Genomic DNA, 22,861 nt, shown 5'->3' on the forward strand with positions numbered 1-22,861 from the left:
TAGGGGGTCGCGGGGCCTACGAGTCGCGGGGCCTACGAGTCGCGGTCCTCGCGGATGACCTCGCCGTGAACCACCCGGCCGCCGCCCTGCGGCGGCACGTCCGCGCCGGGGAAGCCCGAGGACGGGGACGGCGGGAACAGGTTCGCGTACGGCGACGCGGCGGCCATGTTCTTGATCCGGCGCTCGAAGAACCACGAGCCCAGCCGGCGCATCATCGGCCGGGTGAACGGGATCAGGCACAGGAACCCGAACACGTCGGTGAAGAACCCCGGCGTCAGCAGCAGCGTGCCGCCCACCAGGATGATGCCGCCGTCGGCCAGCTCCCTGTCGGGCATGCGGCCGGACTGCAGCGCCGTCTGCAGGGCCCGCCAGGCGCGGCGGCCCTCGCGGCGTACCAGCCAGGCGCCCAGGAGGCTGTCGGCGATGAGCAGGGCGACGGTCGCGGGCGCGCCGATCACCGATCCGACCTGGATCAGCAGCCAGATCTCCAGGACGGGCACGACCAGGAAGGCCAGGAAGAGCAGGAGCCGCATCGTTTCCTCGATTCGCACGCGCGTTACAGCAGGAACAACGCTGGGAGTCCGCCGGGCGTTCCACGGACGGCGGCAATTCAGGGATGTCCCGGATGCCGCCCTCAGCCCGGATGCCTCCCGCAGCCGGGATGGCCTCCGCAGCCCGGATGCCTCCCGCAGGCCGGATGGCGCCATCGGCGGCGGGGCGCACGGCCCGCCCAGGAGCGGGTCTGCCGGCCGATGCGGAGGCCTCGCGTCCCTTCCCTATCCACCTTGCACGATCCGGCCCTCCGGAGTCCCGTAGTACCAGTGCCGCCCGGCCGGAGCGGGAGGGAGGGTGCCGGCGGCCAGCTCGACCAGGGCCTCCGCCAGCTCGACGAGCGGAGCCGCGTCGAGGTGCTCCGCACCGCGCAGGAAGCCGGCCGCGCTCTCCTCCAGCTCGGGCCAGGCCGAGACCTCGGCCCGGTCCACGCCGCCGCGGGCCTCGATCCGGCGAGCCGCCTCCACGACACAGCGCAGGAGCAGCTGCCGCCGTTCCTCGCCGAAGTCGTCCAGCAGGACTGCGGAGCTGCCGCCCACCAGCGCGTGTGTGCGGAGATCCCGCTCCAGCTCCGGCCACCACGGGGGCCGGAGGTCCGCCGGAGCCTGCGCACCGGCTCGCGCCGCTTCGAGGAAGAGCACGCCGAGTGCCACGTCATAGGCCCAGAACATCGCGCCGCCGGAGATCACCGGCACTGTCCTGCTCAACGGCGCGCCTAGTCGCGGGCCGGGCCCTTGAGTCGCTTGGGCAGCCCGGCGACGCCCCACATGCCGATCCGCCACAGCGCCTCGGACATGACCTTGCCGCTCATCTTGCTCTTGCCGACCGTACGCTCCACGAACGTGATCGGCACCTCCACCACCCGCAGCCCGTGCCGGGACGTACGCAGCGTGAGATCGACCTGGAAGCAGTACCCCTGTGACTCCACCCCGGACAGCCCGACCTTCTCCAGCGTGGCGGCCCGGTAGGCGCGGAAGCCGGCGGTCGCATCGCGTACGGGGAGGCCGAGCATCACCCGGGTGTAGATGTTGGCGCCCTTCGACAGCAGCTCGCGGCGCTGGGGCCAGTTGACGACCTTGCCGCCCGGCACGTAGCGCGAGCCGATCGCCAGGTCGGCGCCGTCGGCCAGCGCCGCCAGCAGCTTGGGCAGCTCCTCGGGCTGGTGGGAGCCGTCGGCGTCCATCTCGACCAGGACGTCGTACCCCTCCTCCAGGCCCCAGCGGAACCCGGCGATGTACGCGGCGCCGAGCCCCTGCTTGCCGGGCCGGTGCAGGACGTGCACGTGGTCGTCGCCGGCGGCGAGCTCGTCGGCGACCTCCCCGGTGCCGTCGGGGCTGTTGTCGTCGGCCACCAGCACGTGGGCGTCGGGGACGGCGGCCCGCACGCGGTCGACGATCGCCGGCAGGTTGTCGCGCTCGTTGTAGGTGGGCACGACGACGAGCACCCTGCCGAGAGTCTCCATCATCCGTCGTTCCTCATCCGATCGCCCATCCGATCGCCCATCCGATCGCCCATCCGATCGCCCATCCGATCGCCCCGCCGCCTGCCACGCCACGCGGCGAACACGGCCGCCGCGGCTCCCATCACCATCAATGCCCATTCGGGAAGCGCGCCCACCTTGGTGGCAAGCGTTTGCTCCGTGCGTACGGGCACCTGGACCACGTTCATGTCAGCGACACGCTCGCGGGTCTGCCAGGAGACCTTACCGTCAGGTGTGACGTAGGCCGAGATCCCGGTGGTGGCGGCGGTGACGACGGCCCGGTTGTGCTCGACGGCGCGCAGCTGGGACATGGCGAGCTGCTGGGGCGGCAGGTTGGACAGGGCGTAGGAGGCGTTGTTGGTCTGCACGACGAGCGGGGTGCCACCGGCGCGCACGGTCTCGCGCACCGTGTCGTCGTAGGCGACCTCGTAGCAGTTGACCGCGCCGATCGTGACCGGGCCCAGCTTGAGGTCGCCCGGCTGGTCGCCGGGGACCGACTGCCTGCCGACGAGGCCGGCCCGCTCCCACAGCGCCAGCACGATCTCCTTGAACGGGGTGTACTCCCCGAACGGCACCAGGCGCTGCTTGTCGTAGTAGTCGCCGGGGCCGGTCACCGGGTCCCACACGAGGCTGCGGGTGGCGCGGTGCTCGGTGCCGATCGCCACGACGGCCCCGACGAGCGTGGGCACGCCGACGTCCTGGACCGAGTCGTGGATGATCTGGCGGGCGTACTCGTCGCGGTAGGGGTCGATGTCGGTGGAGTTCTCCGGCAGGACGACCAGGTCGGGCTTGGGGAGCTTGCCCTCGCGGACGGCCTGGGCCAGGCGCTTGGTCTCGTTGGCGTGGTTGCGCAGCACGACGGCGGGCTCGTCGCCGAGCGCGTACATGCCCTCACCGGGGACGTTGCCCTGCACGATGCCGACGTTGACGGTGCGGCCCTCGTCGCCGGGCCTGGGCACGGCGAGGCCCAGCAGCGGCACGGCCAGCGCCAGCGCCAGCGGCGCCGCCCCGCGCACGAGCCCGGCCCTCCCGCCAAGCGCCGCCCTCCCGCCAAGCGCCGCCCTCCCGCCCAGCGCCGCCCTCCTGCCAAGCGCCGCACGCCCACCGAGCGCCGCCCGTCCGTTGAGTACGGCCTGGGCCAGCAGGGCGCCGCACAGAGCGACGGCGAACGACACCAGCGGGACGCCGCCGAGCGCCGCGTACGGGGTGAACAGCGACTCACCCTGGCTGAAGGCAGCCCGTGCCCACGGGAACCCGCCGATCGGCACCAGGCTGCGGGCCCACTCCATGAGCACCCACAGCCCGCCGAACCACAACGGCCACGCGGGCAGCCGGAACACCAGCGCGGCCAGGGCGGCCATCGCGGCGTAGAACAGGCTCTCCGTGCCGACCAGCATGAACCAGACGTCGTCCCCGATGCTGCGCACCCAGGCGAGCCCCGGCAGCAGGAACACCACGGCGGCCAGGTAACCGATCCAGGCGGCCCGCCTGGGCCTGGCGCCGTGGAGCGAGCCGGCGATGAGCCCGATGCCGAGCGGGGCGCACAGCCACCAGCCGAGCGGCGGGAACGCGGCGAACAGCGCCAGCCCTCCGGCGACGGCGGCCACGACCCTGCCCAGCAGCACCCACCGCGGCTCCGGCTTCGCCACCGCCCCGGCCACCCGCCCCTCGGCGTGCCCACCCTGCCCGGCCTGCACGGGCTCACCCTGCCCGGGCGCGTCCGCGTCCGTCGGCGCGGGCTCGGCCCGCCCCTCGGCGCCACGCCCGTCCTCACGATCGTCAGCCGCCTCGTGCCGCTCATCAGCAGGCCCGGCCACCGGGGCGGGCGACTCAGCAGCGGGCACGCCCTCCGGCGCGGCCTGCTCAGCGGCGTCGGCCACCGTCAGGGAGTCGGCCGCCGCTCCGGCGTCGGTGGCGGCGGCGTTCTCAGGGGAAGAGGGAGCGGGTGGCGGGGCGGCGGTCACCGTGGTGCCGGTTTCCGGCGTGCCGTCACCAGGCGACGCCGGCACGCCCGCACCCCCGGGTTCTTGCCCGGCCGCGGCCGATAGGCCCGTTCTGTCCTGAACCACTCCGGGGTCTCCTCGCCACCTCACAAACGGCTTGCTTGCGAAAACGCTACCGCTCCCCGGCCGCGCTCAGACCGGCGAGGCGCGAGGAAGATCGGAACACCGCCGGAAAATTCACGAGGGGCGGCAGGGTGATCCCGCGGCTGAACGGGACCACCCGGCGCGATGGCGGTCCGATGGCACGAGAGCGGGAAGAGGGCCCGGAAACCCTTCGGACCGGACCCGTCTCGTCGGCGGCGAGCTCGGAATTCCGTTGTCTACTGGGCTCCCGGACCCGTCCCGGGTCCAACCCCCCGCCCGGTTGGGGTGCCCCGACTCGACGGACCGACGGCCCTGCACCTGGCTGTGTGGACGAAGTCACGCTCCGTCACGGACGCAGGATCCGGCGATGTCAGAGACGGCCAACCGGCCAAGTCCCGTGCTGGACTGCGCAGCAAACTACCGACTCCACCTCAGATGTCAACCGTGTCCCGATCAGCAGAAACATCAAGTTTCCGCAGGTGGGACATGTTCGGCCGGTGGTCGCATAGCCGGTCAAAGCCCATTTGCGGGTGCCGGAGAGCGGCTTGGCAAGCCCCGCAGCGCCTGCGACAGCGGCCGCTCGTGGACGACCCCGAGCCGCTGTGTCGCACGCGTGAGAGCAACATACAGGTCGCTGGGCCCTCGTGGCGACTGGACGGCGATGAGGTCGGGCTCGGCGACGATGACGGAGTCGAACTCGAGGCCCTTGGCGTCGGTCACCCCCATCACGGCGACGGGCGCGTCCAGGGCCTCCGCCCCGCGCGCACGGCCGGCGCCCGGCGCGACGACGACGGTGCCGGGCACGTACGCGGCGATCTCCGTACCGAGCCCGGACAGCAGCGCGTCCGGCACCACCACGGCGACCTTGCCGCCCTCGCCCGCCTCCTCCTTGGCCAGTTCAGGCAGGGCGGAGAGCGGCGCCGCCCACGGGCGGGCGCCGGCCTCGCGCACGGAGGCGGGCGCCTGCAGGGCCGGGTCGATGGTCGCCAGGACGCGGGCGGCCACCTCCATCAGCTCGACGGGGGTACGGTAGTTGACGGTCAGCCGCTCCTGGCGCCAGCGCCCGGCCACGTACGGGTCGAGCACCTCCTCCCACGAGCGGGCTCCGGCGGCCGAGCCGGTCTGGGCGATGTCGCCGACGATGGTCATCGACCGGGTCGGGCACCGCCGCATGACGGCCCGCCAGGCCATCGGCGACAGTTCCTGCGCCTCGTCCACGATCACGTGCCCGTAGGCCCAGGTGCGGTCGGCGGCGGCGCGTTCGGCGGTGGTGAGGTAGGGGCCCTCGCCGCGCTGGCGCTCGGCCAGCCGCTCGGCCTCCATGACGTCCGACAGCCCGGTCAGCTCCAGCACCTCGCGGGCGTAGGCCAGCTCGGCCTCGCGCTGGCTCTCCTCGGCCTGCCGGGCGGCGGCCAGCTCCTCCTCGGCCTGCAGCGCACTGGCGCGCAGCACCTGCTCGTCGATGTCGCCGAGCAGCTCGGCGGCCTCGTCGAGGAGCGGCACGTCGGACTCGGTCCACTCGCCGCCCGAACGGCGCAGCAGCGCCCGTTCCTGCGGGGTCAGGGCGGAGGCGGCGTAGCCGAGACGCTCGGGCGAGCCGTACAGGCCGAGCAGCAGGCGCTGCGGCGTCAGGTACGGCCACAGCCGGTTCAGCGCGGACTTGACCACCGGCTCGGTCCGCAGCTCCTCCCGCAGGTCGGCCAGGTCCTCCTCGTCGATGAGCCCCTTGCCGATCTTGCGTGCCTGCTGCCTGGCCAGGGCGGTGAGCAGCGACCGGACGAACACGGCGCGGGCCTGGTTGTGCGGGCGGCGGGAGCGGGTGGCCTTGTTCTTCGCGGCGTCCAGCATGTTGCGGTCGATGGTGAGGGTGATGCGGCCGATGGTCAGCTCGATGGGCTGGCGCGGCACCCGCTGCCGGTCGCGTACGGCCTTGGCGATCACCTCGGCCATCCGCGGGTCGCCCTTGAGCGCGGCCACCTCGGGCCGTTCGCGCGCGGTGGCGTTCACGCCGGGGTAGAGCTCGCCGACGGTGGACAGCAGCACGTCGTTCTCGCCGAGGGAGGGCAGCACCTGCTCGATGTAGCGCAGGAACGTGAGGTTCGGCCCGAGGATGAGCACGCCGCGGCGCTCCAGCCGCTCGCGGTGGGTGTAGAGCAGGTACGCGGCCCGGTGCAGGGCCACGACGGTCTTGCCGGTGCCGGGCCCGCCCTGCACCACGAGCACGCCGTTCAGGTCGCTGCGGATGACGCGGTCCTGCTCGGACTGGATGGTGGCGACGATGTCGCGCATGCGGCCCGTGCGCCGCTCGTCGAGCGCCGCCAGCAGCGCGGCCTCGCCGTTGAGCGTGGCGCGGTCGTCGTCGGTGAGCGAGTCGAGGTCGAGCAGGTCGTCGTCCACGCCGACGACAGCGCGGCCCTTGGTCTGCAGGTGGCGGCGTCTGGTGACGCCCATCGGGGCGGCCGGGGTGGCGCGGTAGAACGGCTGTGCCACCGGCGCGCGCCAGTCGATGAGCAGGCGCGACTGCTCGTCGTCGGTCAGGCCGAGCTTGCCGATGTACAGCCGGCCCTCGTCGAGGTGATCCAGCCGTCCGAAAACCAGGCCGCGCTCGACCGCCCAGAGCCGCGCGAGGCGGGTGGCGTACATCTCGGCGAACGTGTCGCGCTCGGACCTGTTCTGCATCGTGCCGACGGCGCCCGCGGCCAGCACCTCCTTGAGCTGCCGCTGGGTACGCTCGCGCAGCGTGTCGAGGCGGTCGTACAGGCGGGTGACGTACGCCTGCTCCTTCGCGAGCTCGGTTTGACGAGTTGCCGCCTGACCATTAATGTGGTTAATGGGACACTCCGGGCCATTCTGCTTGTTGTTACGACAAACGACGACATTAGCATGCCTGTAGAGGCACTCCCATCACTTTCCCGCTTCCGCCGCCGGGTCACATATGGGTTTCACCTCTTGACCGTGACCTCCGGACGGCATATAAGTTAGGAAACTTTACTAACTCACGATGACGGGGTGGCCGCGGTGAACGATCCGGTTCCTGGGACTCCCAGTCTGCTACGCGCCATCAATGATCGCGCCGCCCTGCGGGTCCTGCTCGAACGGGGCCCGCTGACGCGGCCCCAGATCGGCACGCTCACGGGGCTGTCCAAGCCCACGGCCTCGCAACTGCTGTCCCGGCTGCAGCAGGCCGGCCTGGTGGTGCTGGACGGCATCAGGGAGGGCCTGCCGGGCCGTACGGCGGAGGTCTACCGGATCAACCCGGCCGCGGCGTACGTGGGCGCGCTCGACGTCACCCCGCACCGCATCGAGGCCAGGGTGGCCGACATCACCGGCACCGTCGTGGGCGAGCACACCCTGCCGACCCCGCGCCGCCCCCACGGCGAGCTCGCCGACCGGCTCAACGCCGCCCTGCTCGGCGCGGGCCCGCCCGGCAAGCTGCGCCGCGTCGTCATCGGCGTGCAGGCCGCGATCGACCCGTCCACCGGCAGGCTCGGGTACGCCGCCGCCAAGGACGTGCCCGGCTGGCACATCCCCGACCTGGTGCCCACGCTCAGCTCCGCGCTCGGCGTGCCCGTGGCCGTGGAGAACAACGTCAACCTGGTCGCCGTCGCGGAGCAGGCGCACGGCGCGGCCCGCGGCCACCGCGACTTCGTGCTGCTGTGGGCCGACGCGGGCCTCGGCTCGGCCATCGTGCTGGGCGGGCGCGTGCACCGCGGCGCCACCGGCGGGGCCGGCGAGGTCGGCTACATGCCCGCGCCCGGCGCGCCGACCGCCCGCGAGTCCGGCCGCTACGCCGACCACGGCTACCAGGCGCTGACGGGCGGTCAGGCGGTGCTGAAGCTGCTGCGCTCGTACGGCGTGCGCGGCACCGACTTCCGCCACGCCGTCGCCGCGGCCGTACGCGCGGCGGCGGGCACCGGCCAGAAGGCCGAGGACGCCAGGGCGGGCCTGCGGGACGTCGCCGCCCGGCTGGCCGTGGGGCTGGCCGCGATCACGGCCGTCGTCGATCCCGAGCTGATCGTGCTGACCGGCGGCGCCGTGCTGCCGGGCGGGGAGATGCTGCGCGAGCTGGTCGAGCACGAGCTGCACGCGCTGACCATCCCCCGGCCGCCCGTCCGGCTGTCCACCGTCGAGGGCAACCCGGTGCTGGCGGGCGCCCTCGATCTGGCCCTCGCCACCGCCCGCGACGAGGTGTTCGGCTCGACCGTCCCGTCCTGACCGGTCGCGGTAAAGTGCCGCGAATGAGGTGGTTCGCCGCCCTCCGGCTGGCCGTCCCGCTCGTCCTCGTCGCGCCGGTCGTCCGCCGCCAGATGCTCTGCGACATCCTCCTCGACGAGGCGGAACTGGCGCCGGACTGGTGGGACGGGCACCTGATCCCGTCCGCGGCGGCCAACGACGGCGGCAACCTGTTCATCGACACCCGCACCGGCAGGACCGGCGAGTACTACAACGAGAACGGCCTGAGCCACCGCCCCGAGGTGGTGTGGCCGTCGTATCTCGCGCTGCTGGAGGACACCGCCCGCGCCCTGGAGACCGGCGAGCCGATCAGGGGCTGGCGGCCCGCGCTCAAGCGGGGCCGTCTGGACTGGCTGCGGGCTCGCCGACCGCGTCGGGCCCGACGTCGGGGGCGCGGTGCTCGTACGGGGTGCTCAGCACGACCGTGGTGCGGGTGGAGACGTTGGCCGAGGCCCTGATCTGCTGCAGCAGGTCCTCCAGCGCGGCCGGTGAGGCCACGCGCACCTTGAGGATGTAGCTCTCGTCGCCGGCCACGCTGTGGCAGGCCTCGATGGCGGCCAGGTGGGCCAGCCGCTCGGGCGCGTCGTCGGGCGCGGCGGGGTCGATCGGCTTGATCGACACGAACGCGGTCAGCGGCAGCCCCACCGCGTCGTGGTCGATGATCGCGGCGTAGCCGCGCACCACTCCGCGTTTCTCCAGGCGGCGTACGCGCTGGTGCACCGCCGACACCGAGAGCCCCGTCTCCCTGGCCAGGTCGGTGAAGCTCATGCGGCCGTCGCGGGCCAGCAGCGTGACGATACGGCGGTCGATCTCCTCCATCGCATCAAAGGTAGCCGGTCATGGTCACGACATGGTCCCGACCGGGGTGGCTCCCCTGCGCATCGCGTGCTCGACCAGGGTGATGAGGACCTCCCTGCCGGAGTCGCGGCGCCGGGCGTCGCAGCGCACGATGGGGATGTCCGGCTCCAGGCCGATCGCCGAGCGCACCTCGCCGACGGTGAAGGGCGAGACGCCGTCGAAGCAGTTCAGCGCCACGATGAACGGCTGGTCGCGCTTCTCGAAGTAGTCGACGGACGGGAAGCAGTCGTCCAGGCGGCGGGTGTCGGCCAGCACGACGGCGCCCAGCGCCCCCATGGCCAGCTCGTCCCACACGAAGAAGAACCGCTCCTGGCCCGGGGTGCCGAACAGGTAGAGCATGTAGTCGTTGCGGATCGTGATGCGGCCGAAGTCCATGGCGACGGTGGTGGTGAGCTTGCGTTCGACGCCCGACAGGTCGTCGACGTGGGTGCCCGCCTGGGTGAGCGCCTCCTCGGTGCGAAGCGGCCTGGTCTCGGAGACGGCGCCGACCATCGTGGTCTTACCCGCGCCGAATCCCCCCGCGATCAAGATCTTGATCGCAGTCGGCAGCCGCCAACGGTCCGAGAGACCGAATTCCATCCAGCACCGCCCGTACCTATCCCGCGCATGCGCGACCCCGCCCCTGAGGTGCCGGTCAGTGGCACCTGTCAAGGTTCACCTGAGAGGGTCGATCCACATGCCTGGCATCGAGACACCCTAGCAACGCCACATTTTCCACTCAAGTCGCAATGTTTTACAAGAAACAAAATGTCACGGTTTGTCGTCCCAAGCCACGTTTTTCGCGAATCTAACAGGGCTAGTGTCAAGTTTGTCTGTCATGGAATCAGACGAGCCCTTTACATGGCGCGCTGATAGTCCGAAATCCCGGTGACACCCGCCTGGAACCCGAGCCGTCTTCGCAGGTAGGAGGCCGTACGCGGGCTGTGCTCGCACACCGGCCCGATGAGCTGCTCGGCCTGGCGCTCCAGGTCCGCGATCGCGGCCGTCACCTCGGCGCCGTCCACGCCCAGCGCGAGCACGTTGAGGTCGCCCCAGCTCAGGTCCCTGCGATAGGAGGCGACGTCGCCGAGCAGGTGCAGGTACCGCTGGACCTGCCGGCTGACGGCCCGCAGCTCCTCCAGGTGGCCCCTGGCCCAGTCGTCGGCGGTGTAGATCCAGTGCGACAGGTCGACGAAGCAGGAGCCGCGGCTGTCGGCGTTGTCGACGTAGCGGGCCAGCGTGGGCACCGTGTGGGTGTCGCGCCACACCCAGGCCCTGGCCATGCCCGCCAGCATCCGGGCGAGCTGGTCGCGCCAGATGCCCTGCAGGTCGTCGAAGTCCCCGACGGTGGCCAGCTCGTCGCGCAGGTCTGCCAGGAACCGGGTGATCGCCGAACGCGGCACCGCGCCCTCCGCGACGGACACGCACTCCCGCGTCAGGCGGTTGACCTGCTCGCGGGTGGTCGCGCCGCGGTCCACGAGCCGGTCCACGGCCGTCACCCACAGGGCGGCCCTGTTGACGGCCTTCAGCCGGTCCGCGGGGGCCCAGGGGGCACTGAAGGCGGTGGCCAGGGTGAGCGAGCTGAAGAAGTCGGCGCCGAAGGCCGTGTCGGGGAACAGGTCGGCGTACATCTGGGCGCACCGCCGCAGGTCCCTGCCGCACTCCGCGGCCAGCGCGCACGTCCTGCCGAGCTCGAACGCCACGTCCAGCTCGTCGTCCCGCATCCTAGGGCCGCTCGATCGGCTCGCGGACCATCGGCGACGTCCCCCCATACCTGGAGATACACCTATGAGGGAATTGTTTCATGATCATGATCTGCCGATCAAGGTATCACTGCGTGGCCGATCAGCCTGGTTCGCCCGCCGGGAACGACACCTCCGGGCCGTACGCGGCGAGCTTGGCGGCCAGCGCCACGCGGGAGCCGATGCCGAGCTTCGTGTAGATCTTGCCGATGTGGTACTCGACGGTCTTGACGCTGATGAGCAGCTCCCTGGCGATCTGCCGGTTCGTCAGGCCGCCGGCGACCAGCGTGGCCGTGCTGAGCTCCTGCGGCGTCAGACCGAGCCTGACGGTCGCGGGCGGCTCCAGGCCGCACGCCTCCAGCTCCTGGGCGCAGCGCTCCACCAGCGGGCGGGCGCCCAGCCGGTCGAAGATCGCGCGTGCCGCCCCGAGCCGCTCGGCCGCCGCCCTGCGCCTGCCGGTACGGCGCAGCAGCCTGCCCAGGTCCAGCAGCGCCCGCGCCTCCTCCAGCGGGCACCCGCCCGCCCCGGCCAGCTCCAGCGCCCGCCCGAACGCCTCCTCGGCCCTGGTTGGAACGTTCCGAGCGGCCAGGAGCAGCCCCTCCAGCCTGACCCGCTCCGCCTCCCAGCGCCGCCCGCCGCCCGGCCCACCGCTCTGTCCGTCGCCGGGACCGCCGCTGTGCCCGCAGCCATCCCCGCCGCTGTGCCCGCAGCCATCCCCGCCGCTGTGCCCGCAGCCATCCCCGCCGCTGTGCCCGCTGCTCTGCCCGCCGTCGGGCCTGCTGCTGGGCCCGGCCCGCTCGTACGCGGCCAGCACCCGCTCCGCCTCCTCCAGCCGCCCATCGGCGACCAGCGCCTCGATGCGCGCGGGCCGCGGATCCGGCACCACGCCCCCGGTGCCCGCGCAGAACCGCCCGTCCGCGAGATCGCTCGCGCCGGACCACCGCCCGTCGGGAAGAGCACCGGCGCCGGGCCGGGCGGGAAGGTCGCCCGCGCCGAGCAGTGCCATGGCCAGGTCCGCCTGGTGCTCCCCCGCCGCGTGCCGCATCCTGCGGGCGGCCACGCCGGCGGCCGTGGCGTGGGCGAGGGCCCGTTCGCGATCGCCCCTGGCGGCCAGCGGCGCCACGCAGGCGGCCTCCAGCCACGGCAGCAGCCAGCGCTGCCCCAGGGCGTACGCCTCGGCGAGGGCGGCCTCCGCGTGGGCCACGGCCTCGTCCCAGCGCGCCAGGCCGTGCTCGGCGACGGACAGCAGCGCGGTCGCCAGCAGCCGGTGGTGCGGCAGCCCCGCCGCCTCCGCGGCGGTCACGGCCCGCTTCAGCACGGCGCACGCCTGGCCCGCCTCGTCGCGTTCCAGGTGCGCCACCGCCTCGGCGAGGCTGCCGGGTGGCGCGCCGGCGCCGGATGCCCCTCCCAGCGCCAGCACGTCGTACGGCCTGGCGACCGGCCCCGCGATGGGCTGCCCGGCCGACAGGCGCGCCCAGTTCGCCGCCTCCGCGCGGTCCCCCGTGACCAGCCGCAGCCAGGACAGCTGCTCCGCCACGTCGGCGGCGAACCCGGGCTCCGCGTGCCGCCACGCCTCCGCCAGCAGCTCGGACGCGTCGTCGAAGCGCCCGGCGGCCAGCGCGAGGCGGCCCAGCACGTAGCGGCGCACCGGCCGTGGGTCGGCGTTGCGCACGGCGGCGAGCTCGGCCGCGCGGATCACGTCGCCCCCGATGAGGACGTGTTCCAGAACGGCCGTGCGCAGCTCGTCGCGGCGCGCCGGCGACTGCGTGAGACCGGCGGCCAGCTCCAGGTGGGCGGCGGCCTCCTGCCACAGCCCGTGTTGTGCGGCCTTGGCCGCGAACCTCGCCAGCTCCTCCGCCAGCGCCTCGTCAGGCCCGTCCGCCGCGGCGGCCCGGTGCCGCAGCGCCGCGCCGTCGTCGTCGGCCAGCCGGGCGGCGGCCAGGTGCAGCCGCGCCCGGGCGCCCGCGCCGATCCCGTCGTAGGCGGCGGCCCTGGCCAGCGGCTCGGGGAAGTCGATCAGTCGGCCGGGCAGCTCGCGCAGCAGCCCGGCCGTGACGGCCTCCTCCAGGGTGTTCAGCGGCTCGTCGATCCCGGTGGCCACGGCCGCCGCCACGTGCAGCGGGCAGCTCCCGCCCAGGACGGCGCAGGCCGCGACGAGCCGCCGGGTGGCGGGGGCGCAGGCGTGCAGGCGGCGGGCGAAGGGGCGCCGGTAGGTCTCCGGCGCCGGCAGCCGCACGCCGGGATCGGCGAGGACCGCCGGGGCCAGGACGGCCAGCAGGGCGCGGGCGTGCAGCGGGTTGCCCAGCGTGTGCTCCCGCAACCGCCGCGCCGCGGCACCCCACCGGGACGCGTCCGACCGCAGTGCCGCCAGGGCCTCTCTTGCCGCGTCCGCCGGCGACCCGTACGTGCCGCGTTCCCGGCGTGCGGCCGTCAGCGCGGGATCGGTGGCCAGCTCGGCCAGGTCGCCCGCGCTCAGCCCGCCGAGCGTGATGAGCAGCGTGCCGTCACCGGCGAGCTGCCGCCGCAGGCCGTCCGGCAGCCAGGGGTCGGCAAGGTCGCGGCAGGCGACCAGGAGGAGCACGCGGCCCGCCCGCACGTGCCGCAGCACGTAGCTCAGAGCACCCAGCGACGCCCTGTCGGCCCACTGCGCGTCATCGACGACCACCGCCAGCGTCCCCGGCACCGGCGACCGCGCCACGAGCTCGCACACCGCCTGCCCGGCCGCGCAGGAATCCGCCTCGTCCGCCGCCCGGATCCCCCCGCCCCGGGCAGCGTCCTGCGGGAAGGCCGCCGCGCTCCCCCCGCCCGCGCGCTCGTCCGTCCCCAGCCCCAGCCCCAGCCCCAGCAGGGCCGCCTCGTCCATGAGCTGCCGTACGACGCCGAGCCCGAGCTCCCGCTCGCTCTCCTCGCCGCTGACGGCCAGCACCCGCACGCCCGCCTCCCCGTCGAGCGCGTGGCGGATGAGCGCGGTCTTGCCGATGCCCTCGGGCCCCTCGACCACCGCCCGCCTGACGGATCCGCCGCCTGCCGCGCGCAGCTCCGCACGCAGTGAGGCGAGCTCCGCCGTCCTGCCGACGAACATGCCGCGCTCCCTCCGCCGCCCTCGACATTCCAGAGCGGCGCAGACTGCGCCTGATACACCTCAGCAGCGCCCCGACCCGGGCATTCCACGATTCAGCGCACCAGCCGCCCCCAGGCGGCCGTGGCGTCGTCGTGCCGCTTGCCCCGTACCGGCCCCCGCGCCGCCTCCACCTCCCGCACGGCCCCGATCACCGCCTCGGGACCGCGTCCCGCGAGCAGGCCGAGCACGGACTCCCAGCTCCACCCGTACCAGTCGCACAACCGGGCCACGCCGTCGGTGAACACCCCGACCCCGGCCACGTCCCCGGCGTCCGCCTCGCCGGTCACGCTCTGCCTGGCCGCCTCGGGCCTGGCGGCCGCCACCCAGAACCCGCCGGGCGCGTTCCGCATCCGCCGCACCAGCTCCAGGCTGTACGGCCGCCCGCCCGGCAGCCGTTCCAGCCGGTCGTCGCTGACCACCCGGGCCGCTCCGCTGGTCCCGGAGAGCACCACCGCCGAGTCCCCCAGCACCAGGTACTCGACCCGATCCGCCACCCGCACCATGGCCACCGTCGCCGACGGCGAGTCGGGGTTGCCGAGGTCGCAGGCGCCCGCGTGCGCGGCCCCCGTCTCCTCGATGGCCGACTCCAGGACGTCCGCCAGCGGCCCCCCGTCACCGGCCGCCAGGCGGGCGGCCAGCGCTCCCCCGAGCCGCCCCACCAGCCAGGCGACGTCGTGCACGCACCCGCTGTCCACCCCGTCCGCGGCCGTGGCCCCGTCGAGGACGACGATCCAGGAGGGCCCGGCGATCACCAGGTCCTCGTTCGGCCGCCGCGAGCCCGGCCTGGTGGCGTACGTGATCTCCGCGAACATGACAGCGACTGTGTCACAGCCGCACGCCCTATCGTGGCAGCGTGTCCCCTCTGGAGCGTGCTCTGACCGACCCGCCCCCGCGCCTGCTGCCCGGCGCGGCCGAGGCGCTGCTGCGTTCGCTGGACGCGCCGCCGCGCCTGGCCGCCCACCTGCGCGCCGTCCACGACGTGGCCGCCGGCGTCCTGGAGTGGCTGGCCGCCCGCCATCCGGCGGTGGAGGTGGACGCGGAGGCCGTCCTGTACGGCGCCGCCACCCACGACATCGGCAAGGTCCTGCACCCGGGCGAGCTGTCGGGCCCGGGCTCGGCCCACGAGCCGGCCGGCCACCGGCTGCTGCTGGCCCATGGCGTGCCGGAACGCCTGGCCCGCTTCGCCCGCACGCACGGCTCCTGGACGCGGGAGGGCACCACGTTCGAGGACCACCTGGTGAGCCTGGCGGACAAGGTGTGGAAGGCGCGCCGGGTGCCGGACCTGGAGCAGCTCGTGGCGGACCGGCTGGCCGGCCGGGCGCCCGGCTGGCAGGTGTTCATGGAGCTGGACGACCTGCTCACCGGCCTCGCCGACGGCGCAGACGCCCGGCTGGCCTTCCAGAACGCGTACCCGATCGCCGGTGGCGGGCGGGGAGCCTAGACGATCACCAGCTCGCGGGGCGTGTCGTTCATCCGCTCGCCGCCGCTCTCGGCGCACACCACGATGTCCTCGATCCTGGCGCCGTGGCGGCCCGGCAGGTAGATGCCCGGCTCCACCGAGAACGCGAACCCGGGCTCCAGCGGCTCGCCGTTGCCGGAGACGATGTACGGCTCCTCGTGCGTCTCGATGCCGATGCCGTGCCCGGTGCGGTGGATGAAGTACTCGCCGTAGCCCGCCTCGGCGATGATCTCGCGGGCGGCCGCGTCGATCGACTCGCACGACACCCCCGGCCGCACCGCCGCGCAGGCCGCCTCCTGCGCCTGCCGCAGCACCTCGTAGTACGCGGCGAACTCGGCCGGCGGCTCGCCCACGCTGTACGTGCGCGTGGAGTCGGAGCAGTAGCCGTTGTGCAGCTGCCCGCCGATGTCCACCACGACCGGCTCGCCCGCCTGGATGACCCGGTCGGACACGTCGTGGTGGGGGCTGGCGCCGTTGGGCCCCGAGGCGACGATCACGAAGTCCACCGTGTCGTGCCCGGAGGCCAGGATCGCCTCGGCGATGTCCCTGGCCACCTCGCGCTCGGTGCGCCCGGCCCGCAGCAGCTCCGGCACCTGCCGGTGCACGGAGTCGATGGCCTGCCCGGCCTCGCGCAGCGCCGCCGTCTCGGCGGGCGACTTGCGCATCCGCAGCTCCCGCAGCACGCTGCCGGCCAGCACCTGCTCGGCCTCGGGCAGCACCTCGCGGAAGCGCAGCGACGACATGGCCCACATCCGGTCGGCCAGCCCCACCTTGCTCACGCGGCCCAGCCGAGCCGCCGCGACCGCGTACGGGTCGTCGGTCTCGTCCCACGCCACGAACTCCAGCCCCAGCCGCGAGGCGGGCGACGCCTGCGCGGCGGGCAGCTCCAGGCGGGGCACCATCATGTACGCCTCCCCGGACGCGGGCACCACCAGGCACGTCAGCCGCTCCAGCGGCTTGGCGTCGTAGCCGCTGACGTAACGCAGGTCGGGGCCGGGGGTGAGCAGCAGGGCGTCGAGGCCGGCCTTGGCGGTGGCCTCCTGGACGGCGGCGAGACGGGACACGGGATACAGGTCTGAGGACGTCACAGGCCCAATCTACTCCGGGCCACCCCTCCTAAAATCCGGGGAAAGGTCTCACCACGCACCAAGCTTCCACTACACACCGTTCACGGTCGATCACATAGTGTGGGGCCAATTGTCGGATTCCACCGCGCGTCGAGAGTGAGACACATGGTCGACGTCATAGGCGGGGCCGAGCTGCTCGGGCACGAGAGCGACGCCGAGGTGCTCGCCGTACGGCTGGCACACGCCCAGCGACTCGGCAACATGGGCTGGGCCGAATGGCACCTGCACACGGGCGAGACGATCTGGTCGGACCAGGTGTACGTGATCTTCGGCCGCGACCCGGGCGAGGGCCCCATCGCCCTGCCCGACCTGGCCGAGCACGTCGAGCCCGGCGACGTGGCCACGCTCGACCGCCTGCTGTGGTCGGTCGTGCAGGGTGTCGAGCCGGTGCAGGCCGAGTTCCGCATCCGCCGCGGCGGCGGCTCCAGCGACCTGCGCGACCTGCGCGTCGTCCTGGAGCCGCTGGCCGGGCCCGGCGGCACGATCGGCATGCACGGCGTCATCCAGGACATCACCGGCCGCCGCCGCGCGGAACGCATGGTCTCGGAGTCGCGCCGCCAGCTCCTGGAGGCCCGCGAGCGGGCCGCCGAGGACCGCCACGTCATGCTCGCGCTGCGCGAGGCGATCCTGCCCGAGCCCGACGGCTGCCTCGACCTGCCGCAGACCAGGATCGCCGTCAGGTACGTACCAGCCGAGAAGACCGCGAACCTCGGCGGCGACTGGTTCGAGGCGGCACCCGCCCCCGACGGCCGCCAGCTCCTGGCCATCGGGGACGTCTCCGGCCACGGCCTGCCCGCGATCTCCCGCATGGCCCAGCTCCGTCACGCCCTCGTCGGCCTCGCCATGACCGGGCAGGCCGCCAACCGGCTGCTCGACTGGCTGAACGAGCTCGTCCTGCACCAGCTCAAGGACACCACCGCCACCGCGATCATCGGCCACTTCGATCCGCAGACCCGGGTGTTCGCCTGGGGGCAGGCGGGGAACCTGGCGCCCATCCTGGTCCGCGGCGGCATGGCCAGCCAGCTTCCCCAGCCCAGGGGGGTGCTGCTCGGGGCCGCGTCCGGCAGCCCGTACGAGCTGGCCACCACCCGGCTGCAGCCGGGGGACCTGCTGCTGATGTTCACCGACGGGCTGGTGGAGCGGCGCACCCGCGACATCGACGTCGGCCTCGACCTGGCCATGGCGGCGGCGCGCAAGCTGGAGGGCCACGACCTGGACGCGGGCCTCGACCGCCTGCTCGCCGACATCGGCGGCCCCAACCCGGAGGACGACGCGTGCCTGCTGGTGGTGGGCGTGCTCGGCCCGGAGTGACGCAACCGGGTGCGCCGGTCATGAACCGGCACGACGAGGACCTGCGAGGACCCCGGCGGAGTGCGACCATAGACGGGTGCTGATGCTTCTGGACACCCCATCCCTCTACTTCCGCGCCTTCTTCGGCATCCCGGAGTCGATCAAGGCTCCCGACGGCTCGCCGGTCAACGCGGTACGCGGGCTCATCGACATGATCGCCACCCTCGTGCGCCAGCACTCCCCCACGGCGCTCGCGGCCACCATGGACGCCGACTGGCGGCCCGCGTTCCGGGTGGCGGCGATCCCGACGTACAAGGCGCATCGCGTCGCCCACGGCGACACCGAAGAGGTGCCGGAGGCGCTGGTGCCGCAGATCGCGGTCATCCAGGACGTCCTCGACGCCCTCGGCATCGCCCGCCTGGAGTCGCCCGGCTACGAGGCCGACGACGTCATCGGCACCCTCACCCATCAGGCCGGCGACGGCGCCGTGGACATCGTGACCGGCGACCGCGACCTGTTCCAGCTCGTCGACGACTCCCGTCCCGTACGCGTCCTCTACACCGCGCGCGGCATCCGCAACCTGCAGATCGTGGACGAGGCGTTCGTCGCCGCCAAGTACGGCGTGCCGGGCCGCTCCTACGCCGACTTCGCCACCCTGCGCGGCGACCCCAGCGACGGGCTGCCGGGCGTGCCGGGGGTCGGCGAGAAGACCGCCGCCGCGCTGATCACCCGCTTCGGCTCCCTGCCCGCCCTCCTGGAGGCCCTGGACGCGGGCGTCACGGACGGCTTCCCGGCCGGCAGCCGCACCCGCCTGGCCGCCGCCCGCGACTACCTGGAGGCGGCCCCCGCCGTCGTCAAGGTCGCCCCGGACGCCCCGCTCCCGCCCGCCGACCTCACGCTCCCCGCCAAACCCCGCGACCCGGAGGCCCTCGTCCAGCTCGCCGACCGCTACGGCCTCGACAGCCCCCTCAACCGCCTCCTGGAAACCCTCGCCCGCTGACCCGGCTCCCGACCCGCACCGGCGCTCCCGGCTCGCCGCGTCGGCGAGACGTGGTGCGGCGGGGCCCGGCGCACATCGCGGCGCTCAACCGGGACCCGAGCACGCCAGGGCCAGGCCCGTTCAGCCCGCCAGGTAAGCGCGCACAGCGTCCTGAGCCGCGTCCCGCAACCGGGCGTGCACCAGCACGTTCTCCTCCCGGTCCGTACGCACCTCGACCACCCGCGGCCCCTCCCCCCGCAACGCCTTGGGCAACTCCCCCACATCCCCCACCAGCGTGTACGGCGTCCCCGTGGCCGCCGCCACATACCCCAGGTCCACCCCGTGCGGCGTCCCGAAGACCCGCTCGAACGGATCCCGCACGGCCGACTGCGGCAGCAGCGAGAAGATGCCGCCCCCGTCGTTGTTGACGACCACGAAGCACAGGTCGGGCCGCGGCTCGCGGGGCCCGAGGATGAGCCCGTTCTGGTCGTGCAGGAACGACAGGTCCCCCAGCAGCGCGTACGACGGCCCGTTGTGCGCCAGTGCGGCCCCCATGGCCGTGGAGACGAGCCCGTCGATGCCGGAGGCCCCGCGGTTCGCCATCAGCCGGATCCCGCGCCGGGGCCGCATCGCCTGGTCGAGGTCGCGGATCGGCATGGAGGAGCCGCAGAACAGCAGCGCCCCGTTCGGCAGCGCGTCCACCAGGTCCCGGGCCAGGCGCGGCTCGCTGGTGCCCGACAGGTCGAGCACCTCGTCCATGGCCGCGCGGGCCGCGAGGTCGGCCTGGCGCCAGGCGTGCAGCCAGGAGTCGTCGCCGGAGGCGACGGGGATCTCGACGGCCTGGGCCACCTGCGTGGCCGACCGGGTGGGGTCGGGCCAGCGGTCGAGGTCGGGCGACACCACGATGTGCTCGCCGGCCCGCCGCAGCCACGACAGCAGCGGCCGCGACAGCCCGGGACGGCCCAGCGTGACGACCACGTCGGGCCGGTGCGCGTCGGCGAACTCGGGCGTGCCCAGCAGGTAGTGGTAGGCGGAGATGGCGTGGTCGCCGTAGCGGCCGCCGCCGTTCGGCTCGGACAGGACGGGCCAGCCGGCCATGCCCGCCGCCGCCACGTAGCGGCGCACGTTCGCGGCGCCGTCGCCGACCACGAGCACGCCACGCCTGGTGGGCGGGATGTGCAGGGCGATCGGCGGGGGCGCGACGCGGGCGCGCACCCAGGGGCCGCCCGCCCCGGTGTCGAGGGGTTCGCACCAGCCGGTGTCGCCGTCGGGGATCAGCGGCTCCCTGAAGGCCAGGTTGAGATGCACGGGGCCGGGGTTGCCCGCGCCGGCGGCGCGCTGGTAGGCGCGGCAGGCCAGGGAACGCCAGTACGCGACCTGCCCCGGCCGGTCCTCGGGCACGCCGACCTCGGCGAACCAGCGGGTGGCGGTGCCGTACAGCTTGATCTGGTCGATCGTCTGGTTGGCGCCGGTGCCGCGCAGCTCGGGCGGGCGGTCGGCGGTGAGGACGAGCAGCGGTACGCCGGACTCGCTCGCCTCGATGACGGCCGGGTGGAAGTTCGCGGTGGCGGTGCCGGAGGAGCAGATCAGCGCGACGGGCCGTTCCGAGCGCTTGGCGAGGCCGAGCGCGAGGTACGACGCCGAGCGCTCGTCCACGCGCACGTGCAGGCGCACCCGGGACTCGGCGTGCAGGGCGAGCGCGAGCGGGGCGGAGCGGGAGCCGGGGGCCAGCACCACGTCGGTCAGGCCGCAGCGCACCAGCTCGTCGACCAGTACGGTGGCCAGCGCGGTAGCGGGGTTCAACGTGACGCCTCCTGCATCCGGCGAAGCCACTGGGGAGATTCAATCTCAAAATCCGACAAATGCTGAAAATCTACCGGTGGTCGCCGGACCGCCAGCCGGCCGCCCACCGGCACCAGCGGGTCCGCCACGACGTCGCCCGACAGCAGCGACCTCGTGCCGAGCCCGCACGCGTACGGCAACGCGGGCAGCGCCGCCGCCAGTGCTAACCCGGCCGCCAGCCCCACGGACGTCTCCACGGCGCTGGACACCACGGCCGGCAGCCCGCACGCCTCCACCACGCGCAGCGCGGCGCGCACCCCGCCCAGCGGCTGCACCTTGACCACCGCGACGTCGGCGGCCTCGGCCGCGCGCACCCGCAGCGGGTCCTCGGCCCTGCGGATCGACTCGTCGGCGGCGATCGGCACGTCGCAGGCCCGCCGCACCGCGGCGAGCTCCTCCAGCGTGGCGCACGGCTGCTCGGCGTACTCCAGGTCGTACCGGTCGAGCCGCTTGAGCCGGCGTACGGCCTGGCCGGCGTCCCAGGCGCCGTTGGCGTCGACGCGCAGCCGCCCGGCGGGCCCGAGCGCGTCGCGCACGGCCTCCACCCTGGCGAGGTCGTCGCCGAACTCCTGCCCGGGCTCGGCCACCTTGACCTTCGCCGTGGCGCAGCCGGAGCTCCGTACGAGCTCGTGGGCGCGCTCCGGGTCCACGGCCGGCACGGTCGCGTTGACCGGCACGCTGTCGCGCACCGGCTCGGGCCAGCCCTCGAAGGCCGCCTCGCGCGCGCACGCCAGCCAGCGGGCGCACTCGCGCGGGCCGTACCCGGGGAACGGCGAGAACTCGCCCCACCCCGCCGGGCCGTGCAGCAGCACCCCTTCCCTGACGGTCTGCCCCCGGAACCGTGTGCGCATCGGGATCCGGAAGACCACGGGAGCCCCGGGAGAACGCGTCACGACCCTCCCCTGCGCCGCTGTCCGACCTGTCGCCATTAACCTTACGAGCATGTGGAGGAACCCGTCGCATCCGGACCGTCCGCTGCATGCCATTGTGCAGCCTCCGGGACCTGCCCTGTTCGTGGCGGTGCGTGACGCCCTGTCCGGTGATGGGCCCGCCGTCCTCCCGCTGTCCCCCGGCCACGCGGAGCCCGCGCTGGCCGCGCTGCGCCCCACGCACCTCGGCGGCGCCCCGCTCGCCGGCGGTGAGGGCGTCCCCGGCGACGTGGCGGTGGTGATCGCCACCAGCGGCAGCACCGGCGCGCCCAAGGGCGTGCTGCTCTCCGCCGGCGCGCTGCGCGCCTCCGCGGCGGCCTCGCTGCGGCGCGTGGAGGCGTCCAGGGGCGAGCGCTGGCTGTGCTGCCTGCCCGTCTCCCACGTCTCCGGCCTGCAGGTCCTGGTACGCGCCCTGCTGTCGGACAGCGAGCCGATCATCCACGCGGCCTTCGACCCCCGCGCGGTCCTCGATTCGGGCGCCGATCACGTCTCCCTCGTGCCCACCCAGCTCCACCGGCTGGTCGAGACGGGGGCGGACCTGTCGGTGTTCAGGACGATCGTGCTCGGCGGCGCCGCGGCCCGTCCGGGCCTGCTGGAGCGTGCCAGGCGGCGCGGGGCGCGCATCGTGACGACGTACGGGTCGAGCGAGACCAGCGGCGGCTGCGTGTACGACGGGCGGCCCCTGCACGGCGTGGACGTCAAGATCGGCGAGGACGGCCTGATCAGGATCGCGGGCCCGGTGCTGTTCTCGGGCTACCGGTTCGGCGTACCGCCCGCCCCGTTCGACGGCGGCTGGTTCGTCACCTCCGACCTGGGCGAGCTGCGCGAGGGCCGGCTGCGCGTGCTGGGCAGGGCCGACGACGTGATCAACACCGGCGGCGAGAAGGTCGTGGCGGCCGCCGTCACCGACGTGTTGTGCGCCCATCCGGAGATCGCCGACGCGGCCGTGATCGGCACGCCGGACCCCGAATGGGGCGAGCTGGTCACCGCCATCGTGGTCCCCACCAATCCCGACACACCCCTCACACTTCAGCAATTGAGGGCGTACTGCCGCGATAGGCTTCCCCCTCATGCCGCCCCGCGCGAGCTGCGGTTCGTCTCCCGGCTGCCGCTGCTGCCGAACGGCAAGACCGATCTGGTACGCCTGAGGGCAGGAACCTGACGAGTTGCGGCTGCGTCAAAT

General features: G+C 73.9%; 18 protein-coding genes. 5 read left to right on the forward strand and 13 right to left on the reverse strand.

Annotated elements, in window-relative coordinates:
* Window positions 1-32: 32 nt before the first annotated feature.
* From HD593_RS33310 to HD593_RS33330, 5 genes are all read right to left on the reverse strand, one after another.
* A complete protein-coding gene (locus tag HD593_RS33310; RefSeq protein WP_312903875.1) occupies window positions 33-551 on the reverse strand; it encodes an FxsA family protein in 519 nt (172 codons plus the stop codon).
* Window positions 552-776: 225 nt separating this feature from the next.
* Entirely contained in the window at window positions 777-1,259 is a 483-nt protein-coding gene (locus HD593_RS33315) for a hypothetical protein (RefSeq protein ID WP_185105920.1), read from the reverse strand.
* An 8-nt stretch (window positions 1,260-1,267) separates the two neighbouring features.
* On the reverse strand, window positions 1,268-2,017 hold the full coding sequence (locus tag HD593_RS33320) for a polyprenol monophosphomannose synthase (RefSeq protein ID WP_185105921.1): 750 nt from the start codon (window positions 2,015-2,017) through the stop codon (window positions 1,268-1,270).
* Window positions 2,014-4,041 (reverse strand): apolipoprotein N-acyltransferase, encoded by a 2,028-nt coding sequence (gene lnt, locus HD593_RS33325; RefSeq protein WP_312903877.1) that lies wholly within the window; start codon window positions 4,039-4,041, stop codon window positions 2,014-2,016. The genes HD593_RS33320 and lnt overlap by 4 nt, the downstream gene beginning before the upstream one ends.
* 591 nt (window positions 4,042-4,632) lie before the next feature.
* The gene (locus tag HD593_RS33330) at window positions 4,633-6,825 is read right to left on the reverse strand and encodes a HelD family protein (RefSeq protein WP_312903879.1); all 2,193 of its coding nucleotides are present in this window, start codon (window positions 6,823-6,825) and stop codon (window positions 4,633-4,635) included.
* A 312-nt stretch (window positions 6,826-7,137) separates the two neighbouring features.
* Between HD593_RS33330 and HD593_RS33335 the strand changes: the two genes are divergently transcribed.
* Entirely contained in the window at window positions 7,138-8,334 is a 1,197-nt protein-coding gene (locus tag HD593_RS33335; RefSeq protein WP_185105922.1) for an ROK family transcriptional regulator, read from the forward strand.
* A gap of 348 nt (window positions 8,335-8,682) precedes the next feature.
* On the opposite strand, the gene HD593_RS33340 is transcribed toward HD593_RS33335, so the two are convergent.
* The 5 genes from HD593_RS33340 to HD593_RS33360 all read right to left on the reverse strand — a co-directional run bounded on the left by HD593_RS33340 (window position 8,683) and on the right by HD593_RS33360 (window position 14,864).
* Complete coding sequence (locus HD593_RS33340) at window positions 8,683-9,171, reverse strand: Lrp/AsnC family transcriptional regulator (protein WP_185105923.1); 489 nt, start codon at window positions 9,169-9,171, stop codon at window positions 8,683-8,685.
* Window positions 9,172-9,195: 24 nt separating this feature from the next.
* Window positions 9,196-9,789, reverse strand: coding sequence for a GTP-binding protein (locus HD593_RS33345; RefSeq protein ID WP_185105924.1), 594 nt, complete (start codon window positions 9,787-9,789; stop codon window positions 9,196-9,198).
* Between the two features lie 257 nt (window positions 9,790-10,046).
* Window positions 10,047-10,913, reverse strand: coding sequence for a terpene synthase family protein (locus tag HD593_RS33350; protein ID WP_185105925.1), 867 nt, complete (start codon window positions 10,911-10,913; stop codon window positions 10,047-10,049).
* A 121-nt stretch (window positions 10,914-11,034) separates the two neighbouring features.
* On the reverse strand, window positions 11,035-14,013 hold the full coding sequence (locus HD593_RS33355) for a helix-turn-helix transcriptional regulator (RefSeq protein ID WP_185105926.1): 2,979 nt from the start codon (window positions 14,011-14,013) through the stop codon (window positions 11,035-11,037).
* Between the two features lie 92 nt (window positions 14,014-14,105).
* Window positions 14,106-14,864 carry a protein phosphatase 2C domain-containing protein gene (locus tag HD593_RS33360; protein WP_185105927.1) on the reverse strand — a complete coding sequence of 253 codons (759 nt, stop codon included), beginning with the start codon at window positions 14,862-14,864 and terminating at the stop codon, window positions 14,106-14,108.
* Window positions 14,865-14,905: 41 nt separating this feature from the next.
* On the opposite strand from HD593_RS33360, the gene HD593_RS33365 reads away from it, so the two are divergent.
* Complete coding sequence (locus tag HD593_RS33365) at window positions 14,906-15,493, forward strand: HD domain-containing protein (protein ID WP_312903881.1); 588 nt, start codon at window positions 14,906-14,908, stop codon at window positions 15,491-15,493.
* On the opposite strand, the gene HD593_RS33370 is transcribed toward HD593_RS33365, so the two are convergent.
* Window positions 15,490-16,599, reverse strand: coding sequence for a M24 family metallopeptidase (locus HD593_RS33370; protein WP_185105928.1), 1,110 nt, complete (start codon window positions 16,597-16,599; stop codon window positions 15,490-15,492). The genes HD593_RS33365 and HD593_RS33370 overlap by 4 nt on opposite strands.
* Before the next feature lie 144 nt (window positions 16,600-16,743).
* Between HD593_RS33370 and HD593_RS33375 the strand changes: the two genes are divergently transcribed.
* Window positions 16,744-17,949 (forward strand): PP2C family protein-serine/threonine phosphatase, encoded by a 1,206-nt coding sequence (locus tag HD593_RS33375; protein ID WP_185105929.1) that lies wholly within the window; start codon window positions 16,744-16,746, stop codon window positions 17,947-17,949.
* Window positions 17,950-18,031: 82 nt separating this feature from the next.
* Window positions 18,032-18,928, forward strand: coding sequence for a 5'-3' exonuclease (locus HD593_RS33380; RefSeq protein WP_185112279.1), 897 nt, complete (start codon window positions 18,032-18,034; stop codon window positions 18,926-18,928).
* Window positions 18,929-19,048: 120 nt separating this feature from the next.
* On the opposite strand, the gene menD is transcribed toward HD593_RS33380, so the two are convergent.
* Together menD and HD593_RS33390 are read right to left on the reverse strand one after the other, a co-directional pair.
* A complete protein-coding gene (menD, locus tag HD593_RS33385; protein ID WP_185105930.1) occupies window positions 19,049-20,710 on the reverse strand; it encodes a 2-succinyl-5-enolpyruvyl-6-hydroxy-3-cyclohexene-1-carboxylic-acid synthase in 1,662 nt (553 codons plus the stop codon).
* Window positions 20,707-21,600 (reverse strand): o-succinylbenzoate synthase, encoded by an 894-nt coding sequence (locus HD593_RS33390; protein WP_246548994.1) that lies wholly within the window; start codon window positions 21,598-21,600, stop codon window positions 20,707-20,709. Before HD593_RS33390 ends, menD begins: the two co-directional genes overlap by 4 nt.
* A 91-nt stretch (window positions 21,601-21,691) precedes the next feature.
* Between HD593_RS33390 and HD593_RS33395 the strand changes: the two genes are divergently transcribed.
* Window positions 21,692-22,840, forward strand: coding sequence for an AMP-binding protein (locus tag HD593_RS33395; RefSeq protein WP_185105932.1), 1,149 nt, complete (start codon window positions 21,692-21,694; stop codon window positions 22,838-22,840).
* The last annotated feature ends 21 nt before the right edge of the window (window positions 22,841-22,861 follow it).

This window comes from Nonomuraea rubra, from assembly GCF_014207985.1.
Lineage (GTDB): Bacteria > Actinomycetota > Actinomycetes > Streptosporangiales > Streptosporangiaceae > Nonomuraea > Nonomuraea rubra.

What these genes read in the sequence shown, in the direction of transcription:
- HD593_RS33320 (WP_185105921.1), bottom strand. Translation starts at nt 2,017, where the DNA reads ATGATGGAGACTCTCGGCAGGGTGCTCGTCGTCGTGCCCACCTACAAC.
- HD593_RS33340 (WP_185105923.1), bottom strand. Translation starts at nt 9,171, where the DNA reads ATGGAGGAGATCGACCGCCGTATCGTCACGCTGCTGGCCCGCGACGGC.
- HD593_RS33345 (WP_185105924.1), bottom strand. Translation starts at nt 9,789, where the DNA reads ATGGAATTCGGTCTCTCGGACCGTTGGCGGCTGCCGACTGCGATCAAG.
- HD593_RS33350 (WP_185105925.1), bottom strand. Translation starts at nt 10,913, where the DNA reads ATGCGGGACGACGAGCTGGACGTGGCGTTCGAGCTCGGCAGGACGTGC.
- HD593_RS33355 (WP_185105926.1), bottom strand. Translation starts at nt 14,013, where the DNA reads ATGTTCGTCGGCAGGACGGCGGAGCTCGCCTCACTGCGTGCGGAGCTG.
- HD593_RS33360 (WP_185105927.1), bottom strand. Translation starts at nt 14,864, where the DNA reads ATGTTCGCGGAGATCACGTACGCCACCAGGCCGGGCTCGCGGCGGCCG.
- HD593_RS33375 (WP_185105929.1), top strand. Translation starts at nt 16,744, where the DNA reads ATGGTCGACGTCATAGGCGGGGCCGAGCTGCTCGGGCACGAGAGCGAC.
- HD593_RS33380 (WP_185112279.1), top strand. Translation starts at nt 18,032, where the DNA reads ATGCTTCTGGACACCCCATCCCTCTACTTCCGCGCCTTCTTCGGCATC.
- HD593_RS33390 (WP_246548994.1), bottom strand. Translation starts at nt 21,600, where the DNA reads ATGCGCACACGGTTCCGGGGGCAGACCGTCAGGGAAGGGGTGCTGCTG.
- HD593_RS33395 (WP_185105932.1), top strand. Translation starts at nt 21,692, where the DNA reads ATGTGGAGGAACCCGTCGCATCCGGACCGTCCGCTGCATGCCATTGTG.